This window comes from Halomicronema sp. CCY15110 (genome assembly GCF_016888165.1).
Classification (GTDB): Bacteria; Cyanobacteriota; Cyanobacteriia; order Phormidesmidales; family Phormidesmidaceae; genus Halomicronema.
In genome coordinates, this window is sequence record NZ_JACSWC010000289.1 from 25,186 (window position 1) to 42,544 (window position 17,359).

General features: G+C 57.7%; 11 protein-coding genes. 4 read left to right on the top strand and 7 right to left on the bottom strand.

Annotated elements, in window-relative coordinates; all coding sequences use genetic code 11:
- Positions 1-49: 49 nt before the first annotated feature.
- The 4 genes from ribBA to JUK32_RS12475 form a co-directional block, all read right to left on the bottom strand.
- The gene (gene ribBA / locus JUK32_RS12460; protein ID WP_204139179.1) at positions 50-1,807 is read right to left on the bottom strand and encodes a bifunctional 3,4-dihydroxy-2-butanone-4-phosphate synthase/GTP cyclohydrolase II; all 1,758 of its coding nucleotides are present in this window, start codon (positions 1,805-1,807) and stop codon (positions 50-52) included.
- 422 nt (positions 1,808-2,229) lie between these two features.
- Positions 2,230-2,826 (bottom strand): 3-isopropylmalate dehydratase small subunit, encoded by a 597-nt coding sequence (gene leuD, locus JUK32_RS12465; RefSeq protein WP_204139180.1) that lies wholly within the window; start codon positions 2,824-2,826, stop codon positions 2,230-2,232.
- Positions 2,827-2,938: 112 nt separating this feature from the next.
- The gene (locus JUK32_RS12470) at positions 2,939-4,711 is read right to left on the bottom strand and encodes a sugar phosphorylase (protein ID WP_204139181.1); all 1,773 of its coding nucleotides are present in this window, start codon (positions 4,709-4,711) and stop codon (positions 2,939-2,941) included.
- 220 nt (positions 4,712-4,931) lie between these two features.
- A complete protein-coding gene (locus tag JUK32_RS12475; protein WP_204139182.1) occupies positions 4,932-5,159 on the bottom strand; it encodes a hypothetical protein in 228 nt (75 codons plus the stop codon).
- An 83-nt stretch (positions 5,160-5,242) separates the two neighbouring features.
- Between JUK32_RS12475 and uvrB the strand changes: the two genes are divergently transcribed.
- Entirely contained in the window at positions 5,243-7,258 is a 2,016-nt protein-coding gene (uvrB, locus tag JUK32_RS12480) for an excinuclease ABC subunit UvrB (RefSeq protein ID WP_309224538.1), read from the top strand.
- Here uvrB and JUK32_RS12485 read toward each other — a convergent pair.
- Positions 7,255-7,443 carry a hypothetical protein gene (locus JUK32_RS12485; RefSeq protein WP_204139183.1) on the bottom strand — a complete coding sequence of 63 codons (189 nt, stop codon included), beginning with the start codon at positions 7,441-7,443 and terminating at the stop codon, positions 7,255-7,257. The genes uvrB and JUK32_RS12485 overlap by 4 nt on opposite strands.
- Before the next feature lie 332 nt (positions 7,444-7,775).
- Here JUK32_RS12485 and amt point away from each other — a divergent pair, with 332 nt between their 5' ends.
- On the top strand, positions 7,776-10,478 hold the full coding sequence (gene amt, locus JUK32_RS12490; RefSeq protein WP_204139184.1) for an ammonium transporter: 2,703 nt from the start codon (positions 7,776-7,778) through the stop codon (positions 10,476-10,478).
- A 7-nt stretch (positions 10,479-10,485) separates the two neighbouring features.
- Here amt and JUK32_RS12495 read toward each other — a convergent pair whose 3' ends face one another.
- Positions 10,486-11,511 carry a zinc-binding dehydrogenase gene (locus JUK32_RS12495; protein WP_204139185.1) on the bottom strand — a complete coding sequence of 342 codons (1,026 nt, stop codon included), beginning with the start codon at positions 11,509-11,511 and terminating at the stop codon, positions 10,486-10,488.
- 411 nt (positions 11,512-11,922) lie between these two features.
- Between JUK32_RS12495 and JUK32_RS12500 the strand changes: the two genes are divergently transcribed.
- The gene (locus JUK32_RS12500) at positions 11,923-12,414 is read left to right on the top strand and encodes a hypothetical protein (RefSeq protein WP_204139186.1); all 492 of its coding nucleotides are present in this window, start codon (positions 11,923-11,925) and stop codon (positions 12,412-12,414) included.
- A 514-nt stretch (positions 12,415-12,928) separates the two neighbouring features.
- Positions 12,929-13,999, top strand: a complete 1,071-nt coding sequence (hppD, locus tag JUK32_RS12505; protein WP_204139187.1) for a 4-hydroxyphenylpyruvate dioxygenase — start codon at positions 12,929-12,931, stop codon at positions 13,997-13,999.
- A gap of 294 nt (positions 14,000-14,293) precedes the next feature.
- On the opposite strand, the gene JUK32_RS12510 is transcribed toward hppD, so the two are convergent.
- Positions 14,294-17,137 (bottom strand): toll/interleukin-1 receptor domain-containing protein, encoded by a 2,844-nt coding sequence (locus JUK32_RS12510; RefSeq protein ID WP_204139188.1) that lies wholly within the window; start codon positions 17,135-17,137, stop codon positions 14,294-14,296.
- Positions 17,138-17,359: the final 222 nt, after the last annotated feature.

Here is a 17,359-nt window from a genome sequence, read left to right on the forward strand (position 1 = left end):
GCTCAAGGAGCGAGGTGGGAACGGGAGCGACGCCTGTCTGCAAATTGTCCTAGTCGTTCACAGGGTGCCGGGTAAAGGTATAGATGCGTTGGGTTTGCCAGCGCCCTTGCAGCTCGGACGGATACAGCATGTCTGGGCCGGGCTGGAGTGAGAAGACCTGGCGGCTCAGCCCCACTTGCAAATGACTGAAGGGGTCAGCCCCGTCCGACACGATCGTTTCCAGCTGCTCTAAGTCGGGCGATTGGACCAATTCGTCCAAAATGGGGGTAAGCGATCGCCAGGTTTCCGCCCCGGCTTGGTTATACCAACCGGGCGACACCGCTTGCGGGGCTTCGAGGCCCAGATTGACGATGAGCGTTCCTTGACCAAAGAGTGCGACCGCCACCGATCGCACTTCTTCCTGGGCTAAGAAGCCCGCTTGATGAGCCAGCTCCCGCACTTTTTCTAACTGCTCGTACTTGGCCGCGATCGCTGAAAAGTCGGCTTTGGTCTGAATCGCGATCGTCACCAGATACGTTTGGATCAATAAATGCCCCAGCTTTTGGGCTTTGGTTTCCAAATAATGGGAGTTGTAAGGGGTCGCTTCAATAATCAACGGGACGCGATCGATCATGTCAAGCCCGTAGCCTTTCAAACCCGCAATCTTGCGCGGATTGTTAGTGATGAGGCAAAACCGGCGCACGCCAATATCATTCAAAATTTGCGCCCCGACGCCGTAGTTGCGCTGATCGACTGGGAGGCCCAATTTTTCGTTAGCTTCCACGGTATCGAGCCCCATGTCTTGCAGCGAATACGCTTTGAGTTTGTTGACCAGGCCGATGCCTCGGCCCTCTTGACGCAGATAAACAACCACCCCCCGACCAGCGGCATCAATCATTTTGAGGGCCGCTTGCAGTTGCATCCGGCAGTCGCAGCGCAGCGACCCAAACGAATCGCCAGTCAGGCATTCAGAGTGCACTCGCACCATCACCGGGACATCAGCAAACGTGGCCGGATCCCCTTTCACCAGCGCGACATGCTCCGAGTTATCCATCAGGTTGCGATAGGCGTAGATGTCGAAATGGCCAAACTGGGTGGGGAGAACCGCGATCGCCTCCCGCTTGATGAACCGCTCGTGTTCGAGTCGATAGCTGATCAAATCCGCAATGCTGATCAGTTTCAACCCGTGGGTTTGCGCATAGTCAATCAGCTCCGGCAGTCGCGCCATCGAGCCGTCAGGATTCTGGATTTCGCAAATCACCCCCGCCGGATACAGCCCCGCCAATCGGGACAGGTCAACCCCCGCCTCTGTATGGCCCGCCCGTTTAAGGACTCCCCCCGCTTTGGCCCGCAGCGGAAAGATATGGCCAGGGCGACGTAGGTCTTGAGGTCGTGCACTCGGATTAAGCGCCACCTGAATGGTGCGCGCCCGATCTTCCGCCGAGATGCCCGTGGTGACGCCCCACTTGAGAGCCGCGTCAATGCTCACGGTAAACGCCGTTTGCTCGTTTTCGTCTTCAAATGAGCTCTGAGTCACCATCAGCGGCAACTCCAGGTCATCGAGTCGCTCACCCGTCATCGCCAGACAGATCAGGCCCCGCGCTTCGACCGCCATGAAGTTGATCATGTCTGGGGTCGCAAACTGGGCCGCGCAAACCACGTCCCCCTCATTCTCCCGATTTTCGTCGTCTACCACGACGATCGCTCGACCGGCAGCTAAATCTTGTAAGGCGTCGGCAATGCTGTCAAACGCAAACTCTAACTGTCTTGAGTCACCGGGCTGCGATGGTGAGTTGCCTACCGGGGTTACGTCCTCAAGGTTTGCCAAAATTACTTATTTCACTCATTCGTCCTCATTATCGATTTTAGTGTGCTGGCTTGATCCCTGACGGCAGATTCGCCCAGTCATCAAGATTTCTGCCCGCAATTCTCACTACGAAAGATCGGGCTGGGAGCGCCGGAATGAGACTTGAATCAGTTGGGATAGCCGTATCGACTGTCCCCAGGCAGGCAAGATGCCTGCGCTAAGTAGGCAGGCGTCATTAACTGTAAAACGCATTTCGACTTCGCTCAATGCTCAAGCTGCTGCTAGGCAGAGGGTTGAGCGGAGTCGAAACCCGGAAACCTGCACCGGATTTAATTCAGCCCTCTTACCTAACAATGTGGATAATAATGATCCTCATTCCTATAGATGGAGCGTTAAAGAACCCTGCCCGGTTATCAACTCCTTGGGACTAAACAGGTGAGAGACTATGCACTTTGCCAGGTGATGTAAGGCAGGTTGGCGGCGGTCGCTTTGACGGCAGCGCTCTGGGCAACCAGTTGCCCAGTGGCATCCCAAGTGCCGGCAGTAAACATTTGCCGCAGACTATCGGCGAGTGCGACCGGTGCGGTGAACTCCGCCATCGTCACGGTCATAGACTCTAGATCGAGCGTCAGCGGTGTTTGGGGGTGTGCGGCGATCAGAGCTTGGAGTTGACTGGCCACCTCAGAACTCACGGTGACACAGGGCACCCCCATCGCCACGCAGTTCCCCAAAAAGATTTCGGCAAAGCTTTCACCAATCAAGGCTTTGATGCCCCACCGAGAGATCGCTTGGGGGGCATGTTCGCGGGAGGAGCCGCAGCCAAAATTGCGATTCACCACGAGGATTTCGGCGGCTTGATATTGTGACTGATCGAAGGCATGTTGGCCGTTGAGCTGGGTGCGATCGTCGGCAAATACTTGTTCACCCAAGCCGTCAAAGGTGACGCACTTGAGAAAGCGGGCGGGAATGATGCGATCGGTGTCAATATCATCGCCCTTGAGGGGCAGCCCTGGCCCTGACACGGTCTTGACTTGAGACATACGCTACGCTGCAACTTCTGGGGTGGATTTGGAGTGGATTTTTATGATACCGCCTGACGCAGAGGGAACATTCGAGGGACGTAATTTTCCCTCTGCGTCAGGGGCAGTCAGCCTAATCGCCGAGCAGGGGGTCAGGGGTCATGTGGTCTTCAGCGGAATCGACCTTATTGGTAATCCACAGCGATTGATAGGGTTGGAGGCTGTAAGCTGCGTCCAGGGTGGTCAAGCGATCGCCCGAAATCAGGTCAGTCCACTCATCGGTATCCAGCAGATTCAGATCAGAGAGCCGCAGTTCTTGCGAGTCGCGGCTCAGGTTATGAATGCAAAAGATGCTCTGATCCCGCGCCATACTCTGCCGCCAAAAGGCAAAAATCGCCTGGTTCAGCGGATGCAGAGTGTACTGGGTGGCGTTGGGATGAAAGGCCCGCTGCCGACGGCGAATTTTGATCAGGCGGGACAGCTCAGCGAGGACTTTGGCGTGGGGTGTGGTGGGGTCAGCCAAAGCCGTTTCTAATGCCTGAATATTCCACTTGTAGCGGTTAATGGTGCGATTGTGACCGGTTTCAACGACTCCCTCATGGTTGTTGTGGGTCGCCAGCAGACTGTGAATGTAAAACGCGGGAATGCCTTCTAGGGACATCATGATGGTCTGGGAGCAAAGGAACCGCTCAATTTGCCACTCATCTTCGCCGGCCACCGTCCCCTTCATCGCGTCGAAGAGGGAAATGTTGATTTCGTAGGGCGACTCTGAGCCGTCGGCATGGCTGCGCATACTAATTTTGCCGCCAAAGGACTTCATCGTGCTCAGCAGCGTGTTGTATTCGTCAGCGGTGAGTAGACCTTCGGTGGGGCGGAGTCCAATGCCGTCGTGGGAAGCGGTGAAGTTAAAGTAGGCGCACCCAATGGGGGCGGGGGGCATACTCATCATCCACTGCTTTAAATAATCCGATCGCCCCTGCATCAACGCATTCAGCACCAGCGGTGGCAGGCTGAAGTTGTAAATCATGTGGGCTTCGTTGCGGTTGCCAAAGTAGCTCAGATTTTCGCGGTTGGGAACGTTCGTTTCCGTGATGATGGCAATCTGGGGATCAATCATCTGTAGGAGTTCCCTGAGCAGCCGGACGACCGTGTGCGTCTGGGGCAGATGAATGCAGCGGGTGCCGATTTCTTTCCACAGATAGCCCACCGCATCGAGGCGGATGTAGCGCGTGCCCGCAGCGACGTAAAACAGGATGATCTTGACATATTCCAGCAGCACATCGGGATTGCTGAAATCAACATCGATCTGGTCACTGCTGAAGGTGCTCCAAACATGTTTGGGGCCATCCACCGTTTCAAGCTTGGTCAGCAGGGGCGAACTGCGGGGACGCACCACGCCTGCGAGTTGTTCATCATGGGGATCGGCCTCAATGAGGTAGTCGCAACCGGGTTTTTCCCCGGCTTGAAATTGCTGGACCCAGGGATGCTGACTGGAGACGTGGTTAATGACTAAATCGACCATCAGGTTAAACGATTCGCTGATGCGTTTAACGTCTGACCAATCCCCCAGTTCTGGGTTGACGGCGGTGTAGTCTTGGATGGCGAAGCCGTCGTCAGAGGTGTAGGGAAAAAACGGCAAAATGTGAACGCCCGTGAGGCTGTCTTGGAGGTGCGTTTCTAAAAACTCGGCGAGAACCGCCAGCGGCGATCGCCCATCATCGGCCACCAGACTATCGCCGTAGGTAATCAAAATAACGTTGTCATGGCTCCATTTGCGCCAGTTTTCACGGCTGCTGTGTTGCAAGTGGGGGGCCAACAAGTCTTGCAGTTGGGGAATCAGGGCTTCAACCTGTTCAGGTGAATACACCTTGCTGAGTAAGGGGTGAATACGGGCAGAAAAATCCATCAGCAAACATCAATAACAGAACAGATAGAAAGAAATCGGAAGCTAAAGCCGCTGCCGATACCGTCAGAGGATGACCCCTCAGAGGGGGCAGTCGTTCTTATTCGGTAAATATCGATCATTCAATGCAAAAAACAGCGGCTTTGAAATAACCCAGGTAATTTCTTCATGTAATCGCAAAGACAGCAATAACTCGAAAGGTCAGTCAGGGAATTGAGCGGAGTCAAGCCCTGGCAGCGATCGCGCCAGCGCCAGGTGATTTATCGGCATAGCGTAGCATTCTGACCAAAAAGTCTTGTAATCTTTGACACGACATCGGCCTGAAGACCGTCGCGCTAGGACTGACGGGCAGTTGGCCCATGGCTGGGCGGGTGACTCGCTCCACCGTCTGGGCCGCCAGGTTGACCAACCGGGGGGCAAAGACGGCGATCGCTGGATGGCAAGCCCGCATTCCGTCACCCAGGACACCTACAACTAGGCGAAAAATCCGCCATCATAAACAAGTTGTCGTCGGCCAAGTGTGGGACAGGTATCGTGAGTGATTTCAACATTCAGGCTCCTTTTGAACCGAAGGGAGATCAGCCCAAGGCGATCGCGGGTCTGACTCAACATTTGCAAGATCAGCACAAATATCAGACCCTGCTGGGGGCGACGGGCACGGGCAAAACCCACACCATGGCGCGGGTGATTGACAAAATTGGCAAGCCCACTCTGGTGCTCGCCCACAACAAGACGTTGGCCGCGCAGCTTTGCAACGAGCTGCGGGAGTTTTTTCCCGACAACGCGGTGGAATATTTCATCAGCTATTACGACTACTATCAGCCGGAAGCCTACGTGCCGGTGACGGACACGTACATCGCCAAAACCGCTTCGGTCAACGAAGAGATTGATATGCTGCGGCACTCGGCCACGCGATCGCTGTTTGAGCGGCGCGACGTCATTGTGGTGGCCTCCATTAGCTGCATCTACGGTTTGGGCATTCCGTCGGAATATTTGAAGGCGTCCATTCCCCTACAGGTGGGCATGGAGGTGAACCAGCGCCAGGTGCTGCGGGATTTGGCGGTGATTCAATACACCCGCAACGATTTGGATTTGGGGCGGGGGCGATTTCGGGTGAAAGGAGACGTCCTGGAAATCGGCCCCGCTTACGAAGACCGAATCATTCGCGTGGAATTTTTTGGCGACGAGATTGACGCCATTCGCTACGTTGATCCCGTGACGGGGGCGACGCTGCAAAGCATGGAGGCGATCAATATTTATCCGGCCAAGCACTTTGTGACGCCGGATGACAAGCTGGAAGCGGCCTGTCAAGCCATTCAGGATGAGTTGCGCGATCGCCTGGAATCATTAGAAAAAGAGGGCAAGCTGCTGGAAGCGCAACGCCTGGAACAGCGCACCCGCTACGACTTAGAGATGCTGCGGGAAGTCGGTTACTGCAACGGCGTGGAAAACTATGCGCGCCATCTGGCGGGGCGGCTCGCGGGGTCGCCGCCAGAATGTTTGATCGATTATTTTCCCCAGGACTGGCTGTTGGTGATTGACGAGTCCCACGTCACCATTCCCCAGATTCACGCGATGTATAACGGCGATCGCGCCCGCAAGATGGTGCTGATCGAACATGGTTTTCGGTTGCCCAGTGCCGCCGACAACCGCCCCCTCAAGGCCGAGGAGTTTTGGGAAAAAGTCAATCAGTGCGTCTTTGTCTCTGCCACCCCAGGCAACTGGGAAGTTGAGATATCCGAGGGGCGCGTGGTCGAGCAAATCATTCGTCCCACCGGAGTGCTTGATCCCGAAATTTTTGTGCGTCCGACGGAAGGGCAAGTGGACGATCTGCTGGGCGAAATTCGCGAGCGGGCGGTGCGCAACGAGCGGGTGCTGGTGACGACATTGACCAAGCGCATGGCCGAAGACCTGACGGAATACCTCGACGAACAAAATGTGCGGGTGCGGTATCTGCATTCCGAAATTCACTCGATCGAACGCATTGAGCTGATTCAAGACCTGCGGGACGGCCACTTTGACGTGCTGATTGGGGTCAACCTGTTGCGGGAGGGGCTAGATTTGCCCGAAGTTTCCCTGGTCGCCATTTTAGATGCGGACAAAGAGGGCTTTTTGCGGGCGGAGCGATCGCTGATCCAAACCATGGGCCGAGCGGCGCGACATGTAGAGGGCAAGGCCATCCTCTATGCCGACAACCTGACCGACAGCATGGCGAAAGCTATCGATGTTACCGAACGGCGGCGAGTGCTACAGCAAAAATTCAACGAAGACAACGGCATTGTGCCCCATGCCATCATTCGCAAAAAGAGCAATTCCATCCTGTCCTTTTTGGAAGTTTCCCGTCGCCTCAACGTGCAGGAACTCGATGAGGTTTATGAGCACAAAGATGACCTGGCCCTGGAAGATATTCCGGAACTGATCAGCCAGCTCGAAAAACAGATGAAGGAAGCCGCTAAAAACCTCGACTTTGAAGAGGCCGCCAAGTATCGCGATCGCGTCAAACAGCTCCGCGATCGCCTGCTGGGTCGGCGATCGCCCGTGGCCGATTAGCCGCGTCCAACTGAGCGCCGCCAACTGAGCGCCGCCCGACGTGCCCAACCGCTCGCCGATGGAGTGAGCGGTTCTGCTGCTGGCAGCGCAGAGACGGCAGCCGGGGGCGCGTCGGGCCATTGATGCGGGGGGCGGCTACATTTTTGGGGGTTGAGGCGGTGCGATCGCGCGATCGCGCCGCCCATTTGGGAGATTTTCCTGATTTACCGCATGACTCACTGATAAAAGTGGGTAATCTATATCACAAATCAGGTTCTCACTTTTATTGATGTTTTTTGGCGCTTGGATAGCTTTGTCTGAAATCGGTTTGATTGCTGTGGTTCATAGTTTGCCTATCGCCATAGGAGCGATTACCCCCTGATACCAAGTTGTCATGACATTTTTTGTTGTTCAGACCGCTGGCGTTTAGACCAACGGACGCATTGATTCGCCAATTAATCCTGAACAGCTCACGGCTGATTTGGCTTCCGGCTGATTTTGACTCTTTTTCGCTGCCTACAAGGTTGACCCCAGCTGCATGACTCCATCCCTCATCGATATTCTCTGGGTGCTAATTAGCGCCAGCCTAGTGTTTTTAATGCAGGCGGGGTTTATGTGCTTAGAAGCAGGCAGCACCCGCAGCAAAAACAACATCAACGTCGTTATCAAAAACATCTCTGACTTTGGCATTTCGGTGCTGTGTTTTTGGCTGTTTGGCTATGGCCTGATGTTTGGGCAAACCCACTTTGGCTGGGTGGGCACTAACGTTTGGGCTCCCGAAGTCGGCCAAGGCGAGACCTGGTTGGTCGTGTTTTTCCTGTTTCAGGCCATGTTTTGCAGCACGGCGGTCACCATCGTCTCGGGGGCGGTGGCCGAGCGGATGCGGTTTTCTAGCTATCTGGCGGTTTCGGTGCTGGTCTCCGGTTTTATCTATCCCTTCTTTGGTCATTGGACCTGGAATGGCCTGAATCTGGGCGAGAGTAGCGGCTGGCTCGGGCAGCTCGGTTTTGTGGATTTTGCGGGCTCGACCGTCGTCCATAGTGTCGGCGGGTGGGTGGCCTTAGCTGCGGCCATCATCGTTGGGCCGCGCATTGGCCGATTTTCGCGCAAGCGGCGACGGCGATTTTTAACGGGGTACGACTTGCCGTTATCGCTGTTAGGCACGCTGCTGCTGTGGTTCGGGTGGTTTGGCTTTAACGGGGGCAGCGTGTTGGCGCTGAACGACCAGGTGCCTGGCATCATCACCAACACGGTGATGGCGGGGGCCGCCGGCTTAGTCACGCCCATTTTGCTCAGCCTGTTTCAGCAACAACAGCTGCGGGTGAGTGCGGTGGCGAATGGGTCACTGGCGGGCTTGGTGGCGATTACCGCCAATTGTCACGCGGTGACCACCCACAACGCCATCTTGATTGGGGCGATCGGCAGCCTGTGCATGTTGTTTGCCGAGGCCCAACTCCAGCGCTACCAGATTGACGACGTGGTGGGGGCGATTCCGGTGCATTTAGCCGCGGGCATCTGGGGCACCTTGGCCGTAGGGCTATTTGGTGATCTGACGGTGCTCAATACGGGGTTAAGCCGGGTGGCCCAATTGGGTGTGCAGCTAGCGGGCATTGTGACGGCGAGTGTGTGGGCCTTTGGCGTGACCTTTTTTCTGCTGTGGCTGACCAATCGCCGCTGGCCGCTGCGAGTCAGCCATCGCGATGAGCACATTGGGCTGAATGTGGCTGAACACGGGGCGGCGAGTGATCTAGTGGATTTTTTTACGGTGATGCAGCGGCAAGAACGCACCGGTGACCTGCGGCTGCGCGCCCCGGTGGAACCGTTTACGCCGGTGGGGCAAATTGCGGCTCGCTACAATCGCGTCATTGGCAGTTTGGAACAGGCGCTGGCCCGCACGGATGCCATTGTGGAGAGTGCGATCGAAGTAATTCTGACGGTGTCGCGGCGCGACTTGCTGATTCAGACGGCGAATCCAGCGGTGCGCAAGATGTTTGGTTTGGCGGAAGGCCAATTGCCGGGGATGCCCCTCAGCACGTTACTGGTATTCGAGGCCCAACCGACTGCTGAGGAAAAGGAGATCACAGCGATCGTTGACCGGGGGCAGCGGCCAGTGGCGGCTCTGGAGCTGGCTCGGGTCGTACAAAAAGCCAGTGAGGAAGGGACGCCCTATGAGTTGATCGGTCGTCGCCGCAGTGGGGGTGAGTTTCCGGTGGAGGTGACGGCGGCGGTCCTCAAAAGTCAGCCAGAGGATAGTTACACTCTGATCGTGCGTGACATTACGCTGCGCAAACAGGCCGAAGCGGCGATCCAGCGGGCGGAAGCGAAAGATTTGGAAGCGAAGCGGCTGGAGAAAACCCTGGCTGAATTGCAGGAAGCGCAGTTGCAGCTGGTGCATAGCGAAAAGATGTCGAGCCTGGGGCAGCTGGTGGCGGGGGTCGCCCACGAAATCAACAACCCAGTGAGCTTTATTCACGGCAATCTGACATATGTGGATGAATATATTGAGGATTTGCTGACGCTGATTAATCTGTACCTGTCAGATCCTGAGATCCAGGCATCGGAGGCAATTCAAAAGCAAGTCAAAGCGATGGATATTCATTATCTGGTCGAAGATTTGCCCAAAATTTTGCAGTCGATGCGGGTGGGCACGGAACGGATTACGGAAATTGTCCGATCGCTGAAGGACTTCTCGCACCAGGGGGGGACACAGCGTAAGCGGGTAGATTTACATCAAGGGCTGGATAGTACCCTGACGATTCTCGGCAATAAGCTGAAGGCGCGGGGCGATCGCCCGGCAATCGAGATCATTCGCGAATATGGCGACTTGCCCCTGGTGGATTGCTTTCCGGGTCAATTGAACCAGGTCTTTATGAACCTGTTGACCAACGCGATCGATGCCCTGGATGAAAAGTGGGCCACTCAGCATACCGTAGCTGATGCCACCCCTTCCCAGTGGCTGCCGAAAATCATTTTGCGGACGGAACAGGTGGCAGGCGATCGCATTCACCTACACTTCACGGATAATGGCACCGGCATTCCCGACCATGTGAAACGCCGCATGATGGACCCATTTTTTACCACCAAACCCGTGGGCCAAGGCACCGGACTCGGCATGGCCATCAGCTATCAAATCATCGTCGAGCGGCACCACGGCCAACTCAACTGCCTCTCGACACCGGGGCACGGTACCCGCTTTTTGATCGATTTACCCCTGGAGCCGTCGGTGCTATCCGCGACTTGAGCGCGGCCTACGGCACCAAAATCAACTTGCCCAAGTGCTCGCCGCGTTCCATGGTGGCGTGAGCTTTTTGGACATCCCGCAGGGAAAAGGTTTGGGCGACGGGCAACGCATAGGTACCATCGGCCACCCGGTCTAACACGTGGCGGTACGCACTCTGCTCGGAGCCGCTGGCGGCAATCTCATTCAGCAGCCAACCCCGCATCGAAGCCATTTTGCGGATCAACGGGGTGACATCGACGGTGTCAGGAGTGCCCAACAGGCCATAGATCCATAAGGTGCCGTGGGGCGCGAGCAGGCGAATTTCTTGATTCAGAAAATCCCCTGCGGCGACGGGATCAAAAATGATGTCAAAGCCTTGGCCTCCGGTCAATTTCTTGGCCTCGCGCCACCAGTTAGTCGCTTGCGTCACCACAACATGGTCAAAGCGGGCCTCGGGCAGGGCGGCGAGTCGCTCGACTTTTTCGGGTCGGGTGGTGGTGCCCACAGCCATGCCACCGTAATATTTCACCACCTGAGAGGCGGCGATCGCCACACTACTGCTCGCGGCGGGAATGAGGACACGAGCTCCCGGTTGCATATTTTGTTTCCACACGAGACAGCCCCACGCCGTCAAAAAGGGCAGCCATAAAGCCCCCAGCAACTCATCGGGAACTGCCGCTGGAGCAATCACCGTTTTATTGGCAGCCACGACGAAATGCGATTGGTAGGTGCCTTGACCCAGTCCTCGGCTCGCTGGGGCATCGAGGGCGAGTGCCACCCGCTGACCCACTGTGCGTTGCTGGTCAGCATTTGCCGCATCGCTGACGCCCGCCCCCACCGCCTCGATCACACCGCCCCCCTCTAACCCGGGAATAAAGGGCGGATTGCCTGAAACCAGACGATATTCTCCCCGTCGGGCCATGAGTTCGGCGTGGTTCATGCCGATGCTGGTGAGGCGCACCACGACCTCGCCCGGCCCTGGTGCTGGCGTCGGGGCATCTTCGATGACTAGTTGATCAATATCGCCAAATCCCTTCACAACCGCTCGATACATGTCAAATCCCTCCTTGGTGCTGTTTTGCTTTTGCCTGATGCTGGCGGCCCCGGCGGATTGCCGGTGTTAACAGCACGACTGATGACCATGGTGCAGCCTCAGGACTAGGGGGCGACGATGACCGGCAATCGTGAAGCTATGTTCACACTCCCTTCAGGTTTGGCCCGTTTTTCTTCAAGGCTATGTGAAATGCATCAGAAAAAATACGGATTTACCCTACAGAAACCTATAGTTTTATTTAACAAGGGTGTGCCATGACCGCGTAACTACTGAAGATTACGCCGCAATCGTCCAAATGAGATTAGCCTGATTGCCCCTACTTCTGCGGACGAATGTTCTAGCCAATTCTGCGTCTACCGTTGTCAATCCTCTTCGGGTCAGGCTATGCGCTCTCTAGTTGAGACTCCATCTATGACTTTGCGTCTACGAAACAGTCATTACCGCTTTGCGTATTCGTTTGCCTCGGGTCACCAATTAGTCGGCACCATGATTGGTGACAGTTACGGCGGTCAGCCAGATTATGTCTTTAATGTGCGATCGCTGCGGGCGATCGCCGTCATGCCCCAAGGCCATCTGATGATGAGTTTTGACGAGGTGTTTGGGCAGTTCACCTACACCACCGCAGAGACGATTTTGTCTGGTTCCCATTCTCAAAAGGATTCTTTTTTTAGCATTAGCTCCCGCAACGACGAAGCCTGTATTTACGATGCCGCGACGGATCAATGGATTTCAAGTCGCTGGCAGCCGGCATGCTGGAAAATTGAGGAATTGCCGCTGCTGCCATCCATGATGCCGCCGTCACCATCGCGCCCCAGGTACTCGCGTCAGTCTGGAGCCGACGGGCGATCGCTTAGAAAGTGTTTTAAAAGTCGGGCAGCGAGTAAAGAAACCTTCTCAGTGTAGGCTGCGAGTATGGATGTCCAGGGTACTGGGCAAGCTCATGCGTCAAGCGGATCGCCGCCACCTGCCCCACGACCAGCTTGACCGGTTCAGCCACCTGCTGTCCCCAGCCACCCCTGGAACAGGCAAAAGATGGTCGAGCTAGAAAGCTGTCACCTCGCCCGCCCTGGATGGCTGTCCTGACACCAGCATTACACGAACCTGAGGAAGGCCTGTCCACCTGACGGGTTCCGGTAAATCACTGACAGAAGCTTGGCTATTCATAGCTTTGACAGAATTATGTCTTATGAATAGTTTGACCAGAGAGCGGCGACAGCGGGGGGGCAATGTTGAGCCCAGATTGAGCTGCCAGTTGCTCAGACTTAACTCGAATCTTTATTGACTCGTCCCGAAAGGCCGACTGGAAATTGTGGCCTTGATCCATCATGGGTGCCCAAAATCCGTCTAACGCTGCTACCCAAATGACCGCTCCCATGCCTACAGTAGGCTTTATGAGTGAGGAGACGCAGTTTTAGGGATGGATTTTGAGTATTTACATCTCTTTGTGAACAACGCCCAGGCATGGCGCGATTGGCTGGTCAAAACGCTGGATTTTTGCGCTCTGACCGATCGCGTTTGGCAAGAGTTGGGCGATTTTGCCGTGCAGCACGATCGCATTCTCATCTTGCTGTCGTCCCCCCGTACCGGACGCCGCGAGGTGCAGCAGTTTTTGCAGCGCTACTCTGAGGGGGTGGGCGATGTGGCCTTTCGGGTGCGGGATCTGGATGCGATCGCGACCCGGCTACAGCGCTTGGGCACCCAGTTGGTCGAGCCCATTCGCTCACTGACGACGACGACGGGGCCGTTGCGGTGGTGCCGCATTCAGGGCTGGGGCAGCCTATCCCATACCCTCATCGAGCGGACTCCGCCCCCGGTCGGGGCCGCCACCTTGACTGGGCCTGCACCGAGCCTGCGCTGGCTGAGCATTGACCATACTGTGCTGAACGTGCCCGCTGGCGAACTCACCGCCGCCGCCACCTGGTATGAACAATGTCTGGGATTTACCCCAGCGCAGCAATTTGTGATTGAAACCCCGCGTTCGGGGCTGCGCAGTGTCGTGCTCAAACATCCTGATGGGGATGCCACCTTGCCCATTAACGAGCCGATCTCAGACAACTCCCAGGTGCAGGAATTTATTACCCAACATCGCGGTGCCGGGATTCAACATACGGCGTTAAAAACCGCCAACTTGATCCAGACGATCGCCACTCTGCGGCGACGAGGCTTGGCGTTTTTAGCCGTCCCGGCGAGTTATTACAGCCAGCTTAAGCAACGCCAGGGCTTTTGGCGCGAGGCCACCGATTGGGCCGCGATCGCCCAGCAGCAAATCCTGGTGGATTGGCCCGCCGACGCCCCCCATTCCCGGCTACTGCAAACCTTTACCCAGCCCCTGTTTGAGCGCCCCACCTTCTTTTGGGAGTTCATCGAGCGGCAGTCGGCCCCCACCCCCACAGGTCAGCGCCCCGCCGATGGCTTTGGGGAAGGGAATTTTCGCGCCTTGTTTGAAGCGATCGAGCGCGAACAAGCCGTCCGAGGCAGTTTGGAATAATCAGTCTTGTGCCCGGGCGTCTCGCCTGGGGTGGAAATAATCAGTCTTGTTGCCCGGTCGTCTCGTCCGGAGTAGCAAACGGCACCGGCATGACGGGCGGGACGCCCGGGCATACGAGTAACTCATCCCCCCTGCCACCCAACCGATCGCCCCACCCACTCCACCCACCTCACCTACCCAACCACCCTGCCACCCGACTACCCTGCCACCCACCTCACCCACTCACCCACTCACCCTGCCACCCACTCACCCTGCTACCCTGCTACCCAACCACCCTGCCACCCTGCCACCCACTCACCCTGCCACCCCCAACGCCCCCGCCTCATCAAACGCCACCCGATACACCCACTCACCGCCGTCACACCGCGCCAGCTCCCGCGCCGCGCGCGCATGCCCCAACGCCGCCGCCCCATCGCCCTGGGCCAGTGCCTGCTGCGCCAAACATAGCCGCACATCCGCCTCTTTCAATACGTAGCCGCTGCGCTCCGTAATCAGCAGCGCCGCTTGCGCCTGCCGCAGCGCCGCGTCACCCTGCCCCTGGTCTACCCGCAACCGCGCCAGATCGAGCAGAATATCAGCTTCAAACTCAACCAAGTTGATGGTGCGGCAGCGGGTGAGGGCCTCGCTGAGGTGGCCGTCGCTCTGGGCCAGGTCGCCGTTGACGCGGTGGGCCGCCCCCAGTAGCCAGTGCGCCTGCACGTAGTCTCGCTCAAGCGGAAATTGAGTGCGAGTCCATTCGTCGGCGAGGTCGAGGGCGCGCTGGGCAGCCGCCAACGCCGGGGCCGCCGCGGCCGTTGCCCCCGCCCGATGCTGGAGCAGGGCCGCCAGCGATCGGTAAGCCCAGACATTGCCTTGGGCCTGAACGTGCTTCTGCTGCTCGAACATCGCCAGGGCCTGGTCTAGCTCAGCGGCAGATTCGGCCCAGAGGCCTCGGTAGGCCAACAGTCGGCCCAGCTCTTGGTGAGCGACAGCTTCCCAAAACTCATCCTCAATTTCCTGGCAGATGGCGATGCTGCGACGCAGGTTGGCCTCTGCCGCTTGCAGGGCACCGATAGGGAGTTGCGCCATATAAGCCAGGTTGCCGAGGGCGATCGCCCAATTTTTCTTGTCCGCTCGTCGCTCGCTAATTTCCGCATCTCTCTCAAACAACGGCACCGCCTTGGCGGGCAGCCCGCTGAGGCTGTAGCTGTTCGCCAACTCGTTCAGTGTCCACCCCTGCGCCCCCTCATCCTGCAACTGCGGCGGCTGGTCTTCCCCCTGGGGAAAGAGGGCGCGCAGCAGTTCAATCTGCAGTTGGTAGGCTCCGAGTTGGTAGTAGGTAGCCTGGTTGAGGCGATCGCGAAACAATACCCGCGCCTCGTCATACTGCCCGGCCCGCACCTGATGGTGATACAGCTCAATCACCGGCTCCAGATCCGCCAGGGTCTCCACCCGCTCTGGCGGGGGCACCGCCTCAAAGTAGTCCCGCAGTTGGGCATGGGCGGCGGTGCGCTCGGGCCTCGCCAGGCGGTCATAGGCATAGCGCCGCACAATCGGGTGCAGGTCAAACCGCCGCGTCGGCCCATCAAACTGCAACAGCCCCCGCGTCACCAAATCCCGCAGCAAACCTTGTAGGGGCGCACGGCCGTGCGCCCCTACGGCATCACCCACCTGCTCCAGCACGACAATCTGCACCGGCCCCCGAAAACAGGCAATCCGCCCCAACAGTTGCCGCGCTGCCGCCGACAAATTCTCATACGATCGCGCCAGCACATGATTCCGCCGCTGCACCAGATCCCCCGTCAAATCCAGACTCGCCGCCGCCTGCACATCCCCCGGATATTCAAAATCATCCAAAATAAAGCCCGCCAGCAGCCGCAAGCTCAGCGGGTGATAGCCATATGCCCCACAAATCTGCGCTATCTCCCCCCGCGTCCCCCGGATCCCCTGCTTCCCAAAAAACGCCACCGCATCCTCCGGCTGTAGCTGCGTCAGCGCCACCTCCCGACAGCCCTGCAACAGCAAGCCCCCCGACACCTCCACCGCCTTGGGTCGCAACCGCGTCGACATCAGCACCCGGCCCCGCACCCCCGGCAAACTCGCCACCCCCCGCAAAAAATCCTCCGCCAACGGATTCACACAGTCCCGCCCCGCGTCTGTACCCCCCTCTCTCAGTTTTGGGAGAGGGGCTGGGGGTGAGGGTCTTCCCCCCTCTCCCAGTTTTGGATCAGTTACTGGGGGTGAGGGGCTTTCCTCTGCCCGCAGAATCGGCTCATCTCCCTGATACGCCGCCCCCAGGCCGCTATACGCCCGCAACTCCCGCTCAAAGCCATCCAGCACCAGCAGCACCCGCCGTTCCTGTAACAGCCCCAACAACTGCGCCAACTGCTCCCGCTTCCCCCCCTCCGGCTCCCGCCCCGTCACATACGTCAGCGTCACCCGCAAAAAGGCGTCAAAGCTCGCCGACGTTTCGTAAAAGCTCCACCACACCACCTGGGGCCACTGCCCCGCATCCACCCGCTTCGTCAGCCAGTGCCAGGTCAGCGCACTCTTGCCAAAGCCCCCCAACGCCCGCAACATCAACAGCGCCGGGGTGCCTGCCCCCGCCAGCCACTCATCCAGCATCCCCAGTTCCGCCTCGCGCCCCGTAAAGTTCGGCGGCATGCCATAGGGGTGCGCCAAAAACCAATCGCGCGGAGTCGCCGGTTGGTCAGCAGCTTTCACCTGAGGCGGTTTACCTAGCGCCGTCAGCACCCGCGTCCACGCCAGTTCCAAATCGTCCGGCTCCGCAAAGTCCACATAGGTGAACACCTTCAGCCGCTTGGGAATCTCGCAAACCGCCTTGCGCAGGGGAATCATCCGTAGCTTCTTATTCGCCGGATCGAAGGTTTGCAACAGGATGGTTTCAAAGTCCGTCCACTCGCTCTCCATGTAGGCCGGACTCAGGATCAGCAGGGTGCGTTCGCTGGTCTCGGCCAGTCGCTCAATTTCTGTAATGGTCGCCGCCCCCGGTCGAAAATCCCGAAAGTCAATGCCCACCCGGAGCCCCGCTGCTTCTAGCGTCTGAAGCAGTTCGCCCCGCACCCACGCTTTGTCCTGGGTGCTGTAGGAGATAAACACATCGTAGGCGTAGGCCTTGGGGGTGGGGGCGGCGGTCATGGGCCAGCGGGTGCTCCGGACAGCAACAAAAAATTCTGTTACCACTATATTTGCTCAGCCTAGCCGGTGCGACCCACAGAGGCCAGCGCCGGGAAGCAATTCAAAATTCAACAGCCGGGGGCGGGCTGGGGGCCGTGGGTATGCTGTAAGGGATCTGCAACTAAATAAAGTACCCGTTCAATCCGGTTTCGACTTCGCTCAACCTACCAGTATCGAGAGTTG